The organism is Kluyvera sp. CHPC 1.251 (assembly GCF_036759945.1).
Taxonomy (GTDB): Bacteria; Pseudomonadota; Gammaproteobacteria; order Enterobacterales; family Enterobacteriaceae; genus Kluyvera; species Kluyvera sichuanensis.
The window spans coordinates 71,034-84,115 of record NZ_JAPKIC010000008.1 but is presented as its reverse complement, the minus strand read 5'-3'; the positions used below and the strand labels follow the sequence as shown (position 1 = coordinate 84,115).

The 13,082-nt window shown below is 55.0% G+C and carries 14 protein-coding genes; 7 read left to right on the top strand and 7 right to left on the bottom strand.

Annotated elements, in window-relative coordinates; all coding sequences use genetic code 11:
* Positions 1-107: 107 nt before the first annotated feature.
* The 3 genes from V6940_RS16100 to V6940_RS16090 are packed head-to-tail and all read left to right on the top strand — an operon-like array spanning position 108 to position 2,947.
* A complete protein-coding gene (locus V6940_RS16100) occupies positions 108-1,094 on the top strand; it encodes a TRAP transporter substrate-binding protein (RefSeq protein ID WP_333496523.1) in 987 nt (328 codons plus the stop codon).
* A 48-nt stretch (positions 1,095-1,142) separates the two neighbouring features.
* On the top strand, positions 1,143-1,646 hold the full coding sequence (locus tag V6940_RS16095) for a TRAP transporter small permease (protein ID WP_185668327.1): 504 nt from the start codon (positions 1,143-1,145) through the stop codon (positions 1,644-1,646).
* Positions 1,646-2,947, top strand: a complete 1,302-nt coding sequence (locus V6940_RS16090) for a TRAP transporter large permease (protein ID WP_333496522.1) — start codon at positions 1,646-1,648, stop codon at positions 2,945-2,947. Before V6940_RS16095 ends, V6940_RS16090 begins: the two co-directional genes overlap by 1 nt.
* A 46-nt stretch (positions 2,948-2,993) precedes the next feature.
* On the opposite strand, the gene V6940_RS16085 is transcribed toward V6940_RS16090, so the two are convergent.
* From V6940_RS16085 to trmB, 4 genes are all read right to left on the bottom strand, one after another.
* Complete coding sequence (locus V6940_RS16085) at positions 2,994-3,998, bottom strand: DUF1202 family protein (protein ID WP_333496521.1); 1,005 nt, start codon at positions 3,996-3,998, stop codon at positions 2,994-2,996.
* A gap of 116 nt (positions 3,999-4,114) precedes the next feature.
* The gene (locus V6940_RS16080) at positions 4,115-4,834 is read right to left on the bottom strand and encodes a DUF2884 domain-containing protein (RefSeq protein ID WP_333496520.1); all 720 of its coding nucleotides are present in this window, start codon (positions 4,832-4,834) and stop codon (positions 4,115-4,117) included.
* Between the two features lie 52 nt (positions 4,835-4,886).
* On the bottom strand, positions 4,887-5,213 hold the full coding sequence (locus V6940_RS16075) for a YggL family protein (RefSeq protein WP_333496519.1): 327 nt from the start codon (positions 5,211-5,213) through the stop codon (positions 4,887-4,889).
* Between the two features lies 1 nt (position 5,214).
* Entirely contained in the window at positions 5,215-5,934 is a 720-nt protein-coding gene (trmB, locus tag V6940_RS16070) for a tRNA (guanosine(46)-N7)-methyltransferase TrmB (RefSeq protein WP_185668332.1), read from the bottom strand.
* A 156-nt stretch (positions 5,935-6,090) separates the two neighbouring features.
* Here trmB and mutY point away from each other — a divergent pair, with 156 nt between their 5' ends.
* The 4 genes from mutY (at position 6,091) to V6940_RS16050 (ending at position 10,070) form a co-directional block, all read left to right on the top strand.
* Entirely contained in the window at positions 6,091-7,143 is a 1,053-nt protein-coding gene (mutY, locus tag V6940_RS16065; RefSeq protein WP_333496518.1) for an A/G-specific adenine glycosylase, read from the top strand.
* 26 nt (positions 7,144-7,169) lie between these two features.
* Complete coding sequence (locus tag V6940_RS16060; protein ID WP_185668334.1) at positions 7,170-7,445, top strand: oxidative damage protection protein; 276 nt, start codon at positions 7,170-7,172, stop codon at positions 7,443-7,445.
* Between the two features lie 47 nt (positions 7,446-7,492).
* On the top strand, positions 7,493-8,572 hold the full coding sequence (gene mltC / locus V6940_RS16055; RefSeq protein ID WP_333011298.1) for a membrane-bound lytic murein transglycosylase MltC: 1,080 nt from the start codon (positions 7,493-7,495) through the stop codon (positions 8,570-8,572).
* Positions 8,573-8,813: 241 nt separating this feature from the next.
* Positions 8,814-10,070 (top strand): nucleoside permease, encoded by a 1,257-nt coding sequence (locus V6940_RS16050; RefSeq protein ID WP_333496517.1) that lies wholly within the window; start codon positions 8,814-8,816, stop codon positions 10,068-10,070.
* A 172-nt stretch (positions 10,071-10,242) separates the two neighbouring features.
* Here V6940_RS16050 and citG read toward each other — a convergent pair whose 3' ends face one another.
* The 3 genes from citG to citF are packed head-to-tail and all read right to left on the bottom strand — an operon-like array spanning position 10,243 to position 13,082.
* Positions 10,243-11,043 carry a triphosphoribosyl-dephospho-CoA synthase CitG gene (gene citG, locus V6940_RS16045; RefSeq protein WP_333496516.1) on the bottom strand — a complete coding sequence of 267 codons (801 nt, stop codon included), beginning with the start codon at positions 11,041-11,043 and terminating at the stop codon, positions 10,243-10,245.
* Positions 11,021-11,560, bottom strand: a complete 540-nt coding sequence (gene citX, locus V6940_RS16040) for a citrate lyase holo-[acyl-carrier protein] synthase (protein ID WP_333496515.1) — start codon at positions 11,558-11,560, stop codon at positions 11,021-11,023. Before citX ends, citG begins: the two co-directional genes overlap by 23 nt.
* A 4-nt stretch (positions 11,561-11,564) precedes the next feature.
* Entirely contained in the window at positions 11,565-13,082 is a 1,518-nt protein-coding gene (gene citF / locus V6940_RS16035) for a citrate lyase subunit alpha (RefSeq protein WP_333496514.1), read from the bottom strand.

Genomic DNA, 13,082 nt, shown 5'->3' with positions numbered 1-13,082 from the left:
GAGCGTTATCGTGAAGTTGTCTGACAACCAGGATAATATGTCATACAGAAATACAGACTATCCCTACAGATATAAACCACGATAATTAATGTGCATGGAGCCTATTAATGAAACCTCTCTCTTTTAGCAAAACGCTGATGTGCGCTTCTCTGCTCGCGTTACTTTCCACTGGGGCAACCGCCGCAGAAAAAGTGACGCTTAAGCTCGCGCATAATCTCGAGCGCAGCCACGTTGTTCACCAGGCTTTCGAGGAAATGGCGAAAGAAGTTAAGCAGCTGTCTGACGGCAAAATGACGCTCCGCATCTACCCAAGCAGCCAGATGGGCAGCGCGCGTGAAACCATGGAGCTGTTGCAAAATGGGGCGCTGGATTTAACTAAAGGCTCTGCCAGCGATCTGGAATCATTTGATAACGTATACGCCATTTATAATCTGCCATTCCTGTTTAAAGACCAATCCCACTTTAATAAGGTTGTCTTTGGCGAAGTCGGTAAAGAAATTATGGAGTCCACAAAGGAAAAAGGATTCTTTGCACTTTCGGCTTATGTTGCTGGTACCCGTAGTTTTTACGCAAAACAGCCTATTACCAAACCTGAAGATTTAAAAGGGCTGAAAATTCGCGTTCAGGCCAGCCCAACGACGATTAAAATGGTGGAGTTAATGGGTGGTTCACCAACGCCTATTTCGTTCGGCGAAGTGTATACCGCCATGCAGCAAGGTGTCGTCGATGGTGCGGAAAATAACGTGCCGTCGTGGGTACAAACGCGCCATATCGAAATTGCGAAAGTCTTCTCTGAAGATGAGCATGCCTCCATTCCAGACTTCCTGGTGATTTCAACAAAAACCTGGGACAAACTGACGCCGGAGCAGCAGCAGATTCTCGCTAAAGCAGCCAAAGCCTCAGAAGCCTATCAGCAGAAATTGTGGGATCAGGTCGATGCCGACACCCGCGCACAGGCTAAAGCGATGGGCGGGGAGATCGTCAAAGTCGACAAAGCGCCGTTCCGTGCCGCCGTTCAGCCGCTGTTTGATTATTTCAGCAAAGACCCAAAACAGGCCGCTCTGCTGGCCAAATTTGAAGCCGCCGCAGAATAATCCCTTCGCGGGCCAGCCCCTGGCCCGCCTTCACCAGGATAATAAACGATGATTTTTACCCGCACTAAACAGGCGGTGGACCGCACGATCGCCGCGTTCTCCGTCGCGGTCATGATCGCGCTGGTTATATGCGTCGTCTGGCAGGTTTTTAGCCGCTATGTGTTAAGCCAGCCCAGCACGCTCACCGACGAACTGGCACGCTTTCTGATGATCTGGGTTGGTCTGCTCGGGGCCGCCTATACCGTCGGCGCGCAGCGCCATCTGGCGATTGATTTACTGGCGATGACGCTGAAACCGCAGAAACAGAAGCTACTCAGTATCGTCATTAATCTGCTGATTTTTCTCTTTGCCGGTTCGGTGATTGTCACCGGCGGCCTGAAGCTTATCGATAAAACGCTCGCCACCTCGCAAGTATCTGCCGCGATGCAGATCCCGATGGGCTACGTCTACCTGATCCTGCCATTAACCGGTCTCATCATGATGTTTTACGCCTTATGGTTCATCGTTAACGGCTTACTGAGCCTGAAAAATTCCGCGCAAGGAGCGTGCTAATGGACGGGTATATTGCCTTAACGTTGTTTGGCGCTTTCTTTGTGCTGGTGTTTATCGGCGTGCCGATTTCGTTTTCCATCGGTATTGCCACCGTCGCCTCCATGCTATTGATGTTCCCATGGGATATCGCGGTGATTACCGTTTCCCAACGCCTGGCAAACGGGCTCGATAACTTCGCCCTGCTAGCGATCCCATTCTTTATTTTTGCCGGTACGCTGATGAACAGCGGCGGCATTGCGATACGGTTAATCAACCTCGCGCAGGTGATGGTTGGCCGCGTACCCGGCTCGCTGGGCCATGTCAACGTACTCGCCAATATGATGTTTGGATCCATTTCGGGTTCAGCAGTTGCGGCGGCAGCGGCAGTCGGCGGAACACTGCATCCGATCCAGAGTAAAAAAGGCTACGATCCGGCATTCTCTACGGCGGTTAACGTCTCTTCCTGCATCACCGGCTTGCTGATCCCGCCGTCGAACGTGCTCATTGTTTTCTCCCTTACCGCTGGCGGCGTTTCCGTCGCTTCGTTGTTTATGGCGGGTTACCTGCCCGGCATTTTGATGGGCCTGGCAATCATGATTGTCTGCGCGATTATCGCCAAACGCCGCGGCTATCCGGTGTCCGAGCGCCCAACCTGTGCGCAAGCGGCAAAAGCCTTCCTCGACGCGCTGCCAAGCCTGCTGCTGGTCTTTATCGTGATGGGTGGTATTCTCGGCGGGATTTTCACCGCCACCGAAGCGTCTGCCATTGCGGTGGTTTATACCTTTATCCTGTCAGTGCTTATCTACCGCGAGGTGAAATGGCGCGACCTGCCTAAGCTTATCCTTGAGTCGGTGGTCACCACTTCCATCGTTCTGCTGCTGATCGGCTTTTCCGTCGGCATGTCATGGGCAATGACCAACGCCGATATTCCTTATATGATCAGTGACACGTTGATGGGGATCTCAGACAACCCGCTGGTCATTCTGCTGCTGATCAACATCGTGCTGCTGATCGTCGGTATCTTTATGGACATGACGCCTGCGGTGCTGATCTTCACGCCAATCTTCCTGCCGATCGCCCAGGATCTGGGGATGGACCCGGTACATTTCGGGATCATGATGGTGGCAAACCTGTGCATCGGTTTGCTGACGCCGCCGGTAGGCAGCGCTCTGTTTGTCGGCTGCTCAATCTCAGGGGTGAAAATTCAGCAGCTCATCAAGCCGCTGCTTCCCTTCTACTTCGCTCTGCTGGTTGCACTGATGATGATTACCTATATCCCGCAGATTTCCCTGTTTATTCCGCAGATTCTGGGGCTGATGTAAGGTTTCACGCTCGTAAAAGGGAGGCTCGCCTCCCTTGTATCTTGTATTACGGAATCACGCCCTCTTTACGCAACTTCGCCGTCCCTTCTTGCCAGATCGTATAGTTACGCTCAAGGTCATCAATACTGAATGACACCCCCATCATCTGTTCATACAGCGCCTGACGCTCTTTCTGCAGCGGTGCCAGTTGTTTATCTTTTTCCGCTATGACGGCATTCAGCTTGTCCCGCATCTCGTTCTGCTGGCGGTAGTACTCTGCTTTTGTTTTCTCTAGCGCAACCTCGCGGGCTGCGTGAATAGGAGCGGCATCACAACCTGGTTTTTTCTGGCAGGCCGCCAGCGCAGGCTCATAAACGTTGAGATAATACTGAGACTCAAATTTGGCAAAGTTGTTTTTACGGTTAAGTTCATCCAACTGTTGGAATTGCGCTCGTTGAACCGCTCCACGATCGAGCGGCTTACCGTTTGCATCCGTTCCCCATGCACGTTTGATTCTCTCATCTTGCGCAGCGAGCTTTTGCTGTAGCGCCTCGTATTCTTTACGCTGTTTCTGAACGATTGTCTTACTGGCCGCAAACTGCGCATCTATTTTGGCAAACTGCGCCATATAGCCGCTGTCGTTAACCACCAGCACCGTTGAGAGATCCTCTTTCTCTTTAAATGGCCTGCCCGCGTTTTTGGCCGCCATCTGCATGGAGAAAAACTCAGTTTTCCAACCGGACGCTTTGGTTCCCACTGCTGTCATCATCGCCGAGAACTTGACCGGCAGGCCTTTGGTCCAGGTTCGTTCGTAGAAGAGGTAATCCCCCGCCATGCCAACCATGCTATAGAGGTTATCGGTTGCTGTCATATCGCCCTCCACCATATAGGTAGCGCGATTGCCTACCGATTCCAGCGGGCGAAGCGTCAACGCGTCCAGGCGCATTTCACCACCGGACTGCGCGGCAAACTGCTGCTTAATGACCTCATCAGTAGGCGTGTTGTCATCAGCGAAGGCATGAAGGGAGATACTGCTTAGCAGGAGCAGCCCGCATTTCCAGGCGAGTGTCATCGGCAAATTCCTTTTTATGAGTGAGGGTGCATCATACGGAATCTGCGAAGGGAAGAAGGATAAACGAAATCTGATTCTGGCTACCCGCGAAAAGCAGGCAGCCAGTGAAGAAAAGATTACTTCAGGGTGCCAACCAGCGCTTTACGGCTCTCTTCCAGCGACACCACGCGCCCACAAACGTCTTTACCGAAAGCCTGGAAATCAGCCTCCTGGTTTTTCCATTCGTTCTGAATGGCCGTTTGCAGACCGCCTAAACTCCCCAGCACGCCCTGAAGCGGGTTACCGCCGCCTTTCAGCACGGCCTTGGCGCCCATTTCGTTGATGCTGTCCTGGAGAATACCCCCCATCGCCTGATTCACCAGCTGTTGGCCATCGGCACGAACTTCATCGATAGCTTTATAGTGGAAAGTCAGACCGTCGGTGCGGTGTTCAATAATACGGTTCATTTGTGCTTTGAGCTGCGCGTCGAGCTTGGTCAAACGCCCGCGCATATTACTGTTCTCGCCCACTTCTTTGGCGATGATTTTATCCAGCGCTACGCGACCTTTTTCTACGCGACTACGAGCTCCGTCGTCAATCCACGGCAGCGCGCTGCGCAGTTCGGTCTGGTAATCTTTCGCCTGCTCGCGCTGGGCGGCACTCAGCGTATAGACCTTACCGTTGTAGGTCACATCGCCGGTTGGGGTAATCACCAGATTGCCATTTTCACCTTTCACCTGCACGGTTTTCGGGCTAAGCACAACATCATCGCGGGGGGTTACGCTGCACTGGTAGTCAGCATGGGCGGACATCGCCATGAAGGTTAAAACTGCCGTCAGCAGCGTTTTGCGCATCATCACTTTCCCTCAAAACAAATCGGGCCAGCGAATGCCGGCCCCGTATGCTTAATTAGTCCCACCAAACGTCGAAAAGTTCGCTGGTGCGGACCTCTTCGTACTTGCGGTCTTCCAGCCACTTACGGACCAGAGTCTGGTGTTCTTCGGTGCACTTACCGATTTCCTGGGTGCAAATCAGACCTTCCCAGGCCAGATAGCCGCTGCCATCAAAGGCCAGTTTGTTCGGCTCGATCACTTCATCGATAAACTGGTCAACTTGCTGATCGATCTGCTCTGCACTGGTGCCTTCCGGGAAGCGCCAGGCAACGGAGAAGCCAATTTCCTGAAACTCATCGATGTGCATCTTTTTACGCAAACGACGGCTACGATTCTTTGCCATTTTATTTCACCCTCTCGAACATTAAGTCCCATACGCCGTGGCCAAGACGATGGCCACGCTGTTCAAATTTGGTTACCGGGCGCGATTGTGGGCGCGGTACATAGTCTTTACTTTCAGACAGGTTCTGATATCCGTCAATGGAGGACATCACTTCCAGCATGTGTTCGGCATAGGCTTCCCAGTCGGTCGCCATGTGGAACACACCGCCCAGCTTCAGTTTGCTTTTTACCAGCTCGGCAAACGGGACCTGAACGATACGGCGTTTATTATGACGCGCTTTGTGCCATGGGTCAGGGAAAAAGAGCTGCACCATGTTCAGGGAGTTGTCCGGGATCATCTTGTGCAGCACTTCGACCGCATCGTGGCACATCACGCGCAGGTTATCGACACCTTCTTCGTGTGCGGATGCCAGGCAAGCGCCCACGCCCGGTGAGTGCACTTCGATACCGAGGAAGTTCTGCTCCGGGCGCGCTTTGGCCATGGCCACCAGCGAAGCGCCCATCCCAAAACCAATCTCCAGCGTGACCGGGGCTTCACGGCCAAACAGGGCGGCGAGGTCGACAGGCTCTTCGCTGAATTCAACGCCCATCACCGGCCAGTAGTTTTCCAGCGCGTGTTCCTGCCCTTTTGTCAGTCGCCCCTGGCGACGAACAAAACTACGAATGCGGCGCAGTGGGCGACCGTTTTCATCAAATTCCGGTGAAATGACGTCGTTCTTCATAAAAATTAAGTCTGCTTGTGAGAGTGTTCGGGAAACGGGCATTATCCAAAGTTAGTTGCCGGATGCAAGCACCGGAAAGTTCCTGTTTACAGCATAGTACCGCTGTGCTGCAATCTGGCCCCTGAATTGTACGATACTGGAAGCACAGCTTTGACCATGCAAGCGTCTCAATTTTCAGCCCAGGTGCTGGAGTGGTACGACAAATACGGGCGTAAAACCCTGCCCTGGCAAATTGAAAAGACGCCTTACAAAGTATGGCTGTCCGAGGTAATGCTGCAACAAACGCAGGTTACCACCGTCATCCCTTACTTTGAACGGTTTATGGCACGTTTTCCGACCGTGACCGATCTCGCCAACGCGCCGCTCGATGACGTGCTGCACCTGTGGACCGGGCTCGGCTACTACGCCCGCGCGCGTAACCTGCACAAGGCCGCGCAGCAGGTCGCCACGCTTCACCAGGGACGCTTCCCGGAAACCTTCGATGAAGTGGCCGCGCTGCCGGGCGTAGGGCGCTCCACCGCTGGGGCGATTTTGTCGCTGTCGCTCGGCAAACATTTCCCGATTCTCGACGGTAACGTCAAACGCGTGCTGGCACGCTGCTACGCCGTGGGCGGCTGGCCGGGTAAAAAGGACGTTGAGAAAAAACTGTGGGATATCAGCGAGCAGGTTACCCCTGCGGTTGGCGTCTCACGCTTTAACCAGGCGATGATGGATCTCGGCGCGATGGTCTGCACCCGCTCTAAGCCAAAGTGCTCACTGTGCCCGCTGGAGAGCGGCTGCATCGCCACAGCGAATAGCAGCTGGGCGCAGTATCCGGGCAAAAAGCCAAAACAGACGATCCCGGAACGCACCGGCTATTTCCTGATGATGCAGAATGACCGCGATGTCTTTCTACAACAGCGTCCGCCTAGCGGGCTGTGGGGCGGTCTATACTGTTTCCCGCAGTTTGAAACCGAAGAGGCGCTGCGAGGCTGGCTGGAGGCACGGCATATTCCTGCCGACACGCTGACCCAGCTAACCGCGTTCCGCCACACTTTCAGCCATTTCCATCTGGACATTGTGCCAATGTGGCTTACTGTGTCCTCATTCACGTCATGCATGGATGAAGACAGCGCTCTCTGGTATAACTTAGCGCAGCCGCCCTCCGTGGGGCTGGCCGCACCGGTTGAGCGCCTGTTGCAGCAGTTACGCGCCGATTCACTCGTTTAGCGAGCGGCGACATAAGAGGATTGATTATGAGCAGAACTATTTTTTGTACTTTCCTGCAGCGCGAAGCCGAAGGACAGGATTTCCAGCTCTATCCAGGCGATCTGGGGAAGCGTATCTATAACGAGATCTCGAAAGAGGCCTGGAAGCAGTGGCAGCAGAAGCAGACCATGCTCATCAATGAAAAGAAACTGAACATGATGAACCTGGAGCACCGTAAGCTGCTGGAAGAGGAAATGATCAATTTCCTGTTTGAAGGCAAAGATGTGCACATTGAAGGCTACACGCCGCCTGAAAAACAGTAAGGGCCCGACGGGCCTTTAAGACATCAACAACACGCGCTCCCGGAATAATGAAAAAATTACTCGCTCTGGCACTCATTGCGCCGCTGCTGGTCTCCTGTTCCTCAAAAAATAAAGGCGATACCTATAACGAGGCGTGGGTCAAAGACACCAACGGTTTTGACATTCTGATGGGGCAGTTCGCCCATAACATTGAAAACATCTGGGGCTTTAACGAAGTTCTGATAGCGGGTCCAAAAGACTACGTTAAGTATTCCGACGGCTACCAGACCCGTAGCCACATCAACTTCGACGACGGTACCATCACCGTAGAAACCATCGCTGGCACCGATCCCGCCGCGCGTCTGCGCCAGGCCATCGTCACCACGCTGTTAATGGGCGATGACCCCGGCTCGGTTGACCTTTACTCCGACGCCGATGATATCCAGATTTCCAAAGAGCCGTTCCTCTACGGCCAGGTGGTTGATAACACCGGCGAAGCCATTCGCTGGCAGTGGCGCGCCGAGCGCTTTGCCGACTACCTGCTGCAAACGCGGATGAAAAAACGCACCAGCGGCCTGCATATTATCTACAGCGTGACCATTAATCTGGTGCCAAATCACCTGGATAAGCGTGCGCATAAATATCTGGGCATGGTGCGTCAGGCGTCCCGTAAATACGGTGTCGACGAGTCATTGATTCTGGCGATTATGCAGACCGAATCCTCCTTCAACCCGTATGCGGTCAGTCGTTCCGACGCGATGGGGCTGATGCAGGTGGTGCAGCATACCGCCGGGAAAGACGTGTTCCGTTCGCAGGGCAAATCCGGCACGCCAAGCCGTAGCTACCTGTTCGACCCGGCCAGTAACATCGACACCGGTACCGCCTATCTGGCGATGCTAAGCAACGTCTATCTGGGTGGTATCGATAACCCAACGTCGCGTCGCTATGCGGTGATCACCGCCTATAACGGCGGCGCGGGCAGCGTGCTGCGCGTCTTCTCCAACGATAAAGTTCAGGCGGCGAATATTATCAACAGCATGGCCCCGGGCGACGTTTACCAGACCCTGACCACTCGCCACCCGTCTGCGGAGTCACGTCGCTATCTGTACAAGGTGAATACCGCGCAGAAGAGCTACCGTCGCAAGTAATAATTCTCACACTATCAGGCACTCTCATCCCGAACTCATTGGGGTGAGAGCTGCCTTCCCACCGACCTTCTCTATAAAAATGTTACTTTTGTCACTAAATCGTTTTGCAAAGTAAGAATAATTGCAAAATTTTGCGGTGCTTAACAATGTCTCGCTATTCACGTTGATAGAATCAGCGCAAATAACGCCTCTGAATGTTATCCAAGCAACACATCCCGCCAAATTTTGTGAGGAAAGTAACATGAATTTAAAGCTGCAGCTTAAGATACTGTCGTTCCTGCAGTTCTGTCTTTGGGGGAGCTGGCTCACCACGCTCGGCTCATACATGTTTGTTACGCTTAAATTCGACGGCGCATCTATCGGCGCGGTTTATAGTTCCCTCGGTATCGCTGCCGTCTTTATGCCAACGCTGCTCGGTATCGTGGCGGATAAGTGGATCAGCGCCAAATGGGTTTACGCCTTCTGTCACCTGGTTGGGGCCGGTACGCTGTTTATGGCGGCCGAGGTCACCACGCCGGGCGCGATGTTCTTCGTTATCCTGCTCAACTCGCTGGCCTATATGCCAACGCTGGGCCTGATTAACACCATCTCTTACTACCGCCTGAAGTCTGCCGGTATGGATATCGTTAACGATTTCCCACCGATTCGTATCTGGGGCACCATCGGCTTTATTCTGGCGATGTGGGCAGTGAGCTTCTCCGGCTTCGAACTGAGCCATATGCAGCTGTATATCGGTGCCGCGCTGTCGGTCGTGCTGGTGCTGTTTACCCTGACCCTGCCGCATATTCCGGTCTCTAACCAACAGCAGAAACAGAGCTGGACCAGCATGCTGGGGCTCGATGCGTTCGCGCTGTTTAAAAACAAGCGCATGGCGATTTTCTTTATCTTCTCCATGATGCTGGGCGCAGAACTGCAAATCACCAACATGTTCGGCAACACCTTCCTGCACAGCTTCGATAAAGATCCGCTGTTTGCTACCAGCTTTATCGTGCAGCACGCCTCGGTGATGATGTCGATTTCGCAGATTTCCGAAACCCTGTTCATCCTCACCATTCCGTTCTTCTTAAGCCGTTACGGCATCAAGAACGTGATGCTGATTAGTATCTTCGCGTGGATGCTGCGCTTCGGTCTGTTCGCCTACGGCGACCCAACGCCGTTCGGCACCGTGCTGCTGGTCCTGTCGATGATTGTTTACGGCTGCGCCTTCGACTTCTTCAACATCTCCGGTTCGGTGTTCGTTGAGAAAGAGGTTCGTCCGGAAATCCGCGCCAGTGCGCAGGGTATGTTCCTGATGATGACCAACGGCTTCGGCTGTATCCTCGGCGGTATGGCGAGCGGTAAGGTGGTTGAGATGTACACCGTGGACGGCATCACCGACTGGCAGAGCGTATGGCTGATTTTCGCCGGCTACTCTCTGGTTCTGGCGGTGGCGTTTGTTGGGCTGTTTAAATATAAACATGAACGTACTCCTGCCGGTGTACAGACGGTTGCCCACTAAGTTCTCCACCAACGCAGGCCGGATAAGGCCACGCCGCCATCAGGCAATCTGCTCCATTCTGCCTGATGGCGCTGCGCTTATCAGGCTTACACCAGCGGTAGCCCGGCCGAGCAAAGCGACGCCGGGACTGCTCGTTGCCTGAACCCGGCGTCGCTTTTGCTCGGCCGGGCTACTATATCCTTGATAGCACCCATCCTACTGACAGCAAATCTGCACTGCCGCCGGGGCTTAAATTCCGCGTTATCAGCGCGTTATCCATTGCTAACAGCGCGCTTTCATCCCAACCGTTCTCCAGTAAATTCTGGGCATAATCCTGCACGTAGCGCAGGCCGTTCATCCCGCCGCGCGAGACCAGATTACTGTCCGGGTTCACCGCCATTAAACGCAGCAGCAGCGCGTGCAGATGGCGGTGATTCCAGCCCGCCAGCGCCTTGCGTACCGTGGCGAATCCGCTCTCTGCTTCCCCGCGCGCACCGGTCAGGCCAAACTGATGGAACTGACGTTCGCCTGCGGTTGCCTGTGCTGAGCGCGCAGCCAGCTCTCGCTCAACCAAACCGCGGCAGATATCGCTCACTTCGCAACAAAGCCGCTGCGGGGTTATCTCCCCCAACCTTCCCGCAGCAAAGCAGAGCAACCCTAGCGCAAAAATACCGCCTTTATGGGTATTCACGCCGCCGGTTGCCGCATACATCGCCTGCTCGCAGGCGATGCCCATTGGGCGAATCATTCGCAACTGCTCGCTTGCGGGACGATGCGCGTGCTTATCGCCCAGCTCGGTAAACCGGGAGAACCACGGAACAATGGCGGCAATGCTGCGAACAAACAGCGCGTGGTCCATATCCCGGTGCGCGCCGTTGTTGTATTTATCCACCAGCCCCGGCTTTGGCGTCAGCTCAAGCTCCTGCCACAGCGCCTCTTCCGCCAGCGAAGCAATACTTGTGGCGTTGGATTTAGTCGCGAATAAACCAGTCATCAATCATCTTCTCCACACAGCCAACCACCTGTTCGAGCGGATGCCTACGAGAACGGGAACAGGCGTGCGCTGGTTCATCGCAAATCAGGCAGCGTCGCATATGGCTGCCCAGCGATAAGCGTCCCACGTGTCCAGCCCGCGGGCAGATAACGTCGAGATCCCACAGTCGCCCCAGCGGATGGCTCAGTTCCAGCGCCGCACAGTGGGCTTTGATTTCCGGTGCCTGATGCGCCACGCACCACATGGCTTCCGGACCGGTAGGCAGCCAGAGGACCTGACGATCCAGTACCTGCCAGCCATTTTGCCACAGCAGCTGATCGCACATCTGCAGCGCCACGCCCATGGTATTGCGATAGCGCAGGCTGTTTTTAACTGACCCCGGCGTCACCAGGGTCAGGGAAATAATCGGCTGTTGATAATGCGTTAGCCAGTCAGCCTGACGCGCCGCGCGGCTCTCTTTCGCCGCCAGCAGCACCTCCAGGCTGACACCCGTCTGCACGGGTGTCGCGGTGGTCATGATGTTACTCCTTCACCTGACGGACGGTGTCAATCACGCTGCCGTCACGATAGCGGATCACGCCGACAATTTTATCGGTAAACTCAATCGGCTTCGGCAGGCCGGTCAGTGAGACCGCCCGGTCGTAGAGAGTTTCGATATCCACCACCTTCAGCCCAGCCGCTACCAGCCGCTCACGGATCTCCGGACGCGCCGGATTCACCGCAATGCCGTGGTCAGTGACCAGCACGTCAATGCTCTCCCCAGGCGTCAGGCGTGTGGTCACCCGCTTCACCACCGTCGGAATGCGGCTACGCAGCAGCGGGGCCACCACGATGGTCAGATTCGCCGCCGCGGCAACATCACAGTGTCCGCCGGACGCGCCGCGCATCACGCCATCAGAACCGGTGATCACATTCACGTTAAAGTCGACGTCAATCTCCAGCGCGCTGAGGATAACCACATCAAGCTGGTCACAGCAGGCCGCTTTGCTGCCGGGGTTGGCGTAAACGTTAGTCGAGATCTCCACGTGGTTCGGGTTACGCGCCAACGACGCCGCCGCCTGACCATCAAAGCATTGGGTATCGAGCAGCTTTTCGATCAACCCTTTTTCATGCAGATCCACCAGGCTGCCGGTAATCCCGCCGAGCGCAAAGCGGGCGGTGACGCCGCTGCGCTCCATTTTCTCTTCCATAAAGCGGGTACAGGCGGTTGCCGCCGCGCCAGAGCCGGTCTGCATGGAGAAGCCCGGCTTGAAGTAGCCGGAGTGTTCAATCACCTCCGCCGCATCGCGGGCAATTTTCAGCTCACGCGGGTTACTGGTGACGCGCGCCGCGCCAACGCTGATTTTCGCCGGGTCGCCGACGCTCTCAACCTGCACAATGTAATCAACCTGATCCTGCACCAGGCTGGCGGGCATATTGGGGAACGGCGCCAGTTCTTCGGTCAGCACCACCACCTTGCGGGCAAAGTGCGCATCGACCATGGCGTAGCCCAGCGAACCGCAGCAGGACTTGCCGTGCGTGCCGTTGGCGTTGCCAAACTCGTCGCTGCACGGTACGCCGAGAAACGCGACGTCTATCTGCAATTCACCGTCCTGTAGCAGCTTCACGCGGCCGCCGTGTGAGTAGATTTGTACCGGCTCGTCCATCAACCCGTGGGAGATAGCATCCGCCAGCTTGCCGCGCATACCGGAGGTGTAGATGCGCGTAATCACGCCGCTTTCGATATGCTCAATCAGCGCATCGTTGCAGGTCATCAGCGAGCTTGAGGCCAGCGTCAGGTTCTTAAAGCCCATCTGCGCAAGCTTCGCCACCACGCTATTAATCACCCGGTCGCCTTCGCGAAACGCGTGATGGAACGAAATAGTCATGCCGTCTTTGAGGCCACAGCGCACCGCTGCCTGCTCTACCGAGTCGCACAGCTTGCGGTGATGTTTGGCCTCGATATCGCCCAGCCACGGCGTAGTACTGTGTGCCGTATCAAAAGGTTGAAGCGCCCGCAGATGGGGGAAATTTTCGTGAAGAAGTTCTGTCTGATTCAT

What these genes read in the sequence shown, in the direction of transcription:
- V6940_RS16075 (WP_333496519.1), bottom strand. Translation starts at nt 5,213, where the DNA reads ATGGCAAAGAATCGTAGCCGTCGTTTGCGTAAAAAGATGCACATCGAT.
- V6940_RS16090 (WP_333496522.1), top strand. Translation starts at nt 1,646, where the DNA reads ATGGACGGGTATATTGCCTTAACGTTGTTTGGCGCTTTCTTTGTGCTG.
- V6940_RS16100 (WP_333496523.1), top strand. Translation starts at nt 108, where the DNA reads ATGAAACCTCTCTCTTTTAGCAAAACGCTGATGTGCGCTTCTCTGCTC.
- mltC (WP_333011298.1), top strand. Translation starts at nt 7,493, where the DNA reads ATGAAAAAATTACTCGCTCTGGCACTCATTGCGCCGCTGCTGGTCTCC.
- V6940_RS16085 (WP_333496521.1), bottom strand. Translation starts at nt 3,998, where the DNA reads ATGACACTCGCCTGGAAATGCGGGCTGCTCCTGCTAAGCAGTATCTCC.
- V6940_RS16060 (WP_185668334.1), top strand. Translation starts at nt 7,170, where the DNA reads ATGAGCAGAACTATTTTTTGTACTTTCCTGCAGCGCGAAGCCGAAGGA.
- V6940_RS16095 (WP_185668327.1), top strand. Translation starts at nt 1,143, where the DNA reads ATGATTTTTACCCGCACTAAACAGGCGGTGGACCGCACGATCGCCGCG.
- V6940_RS16080 (WP_333496520.1), bottom strand. Translation starts at nt 4,834, where the DNA reads ATGATGCGCAAAACGCTGCTGACGGCAGTTTTAACCTTCATGGCGATG.
- V6940_RS16050 (WP_333496517.1), top strand. Translation starts at nt 8,814, where the DNA reads ATGAATTTAAAGCTGCAGCTTAAGATACTGTCGTTCCTGCAGTTCTGT.
- citX (WP_333496515.1), bottom strand. Translation starts at nt 11,560, where the DNA reads ATGACCACCGCGACACCCGTGCAGACGGGTGTCAGCCTGGAGGTGCTG.
- citF (WP_333496514.1), bottom strand. Translation starts at nt 13,082, where the DNA reads ATGAATCAGACAGAACTTCTTCACGAAAATTTCCCCCATCTGCGGGCG.
- mutY (WP_333496518.1), top strand. Translation starts at nt 6,091, where the DNA reads ATGCAAGCGTCTCAATTTTCAGCCCAGGTGCTGGAGTGGTACGACAAA.
- trmB (WP_185668332.1), bottom strand. Translation starts at nt 5,934, where the DNA reads ATGAAGAACGACGTCATTTCACCGGAATTTGATGAAAACGGTCGCCCA.
- citG (WP_333496516.1), bottom strand. Translation starts at nt 11,043, where the DNA reads ATGACTGGTTTATTCGCGACTAAATCCAACGCCACAAGTATTGCTTCG.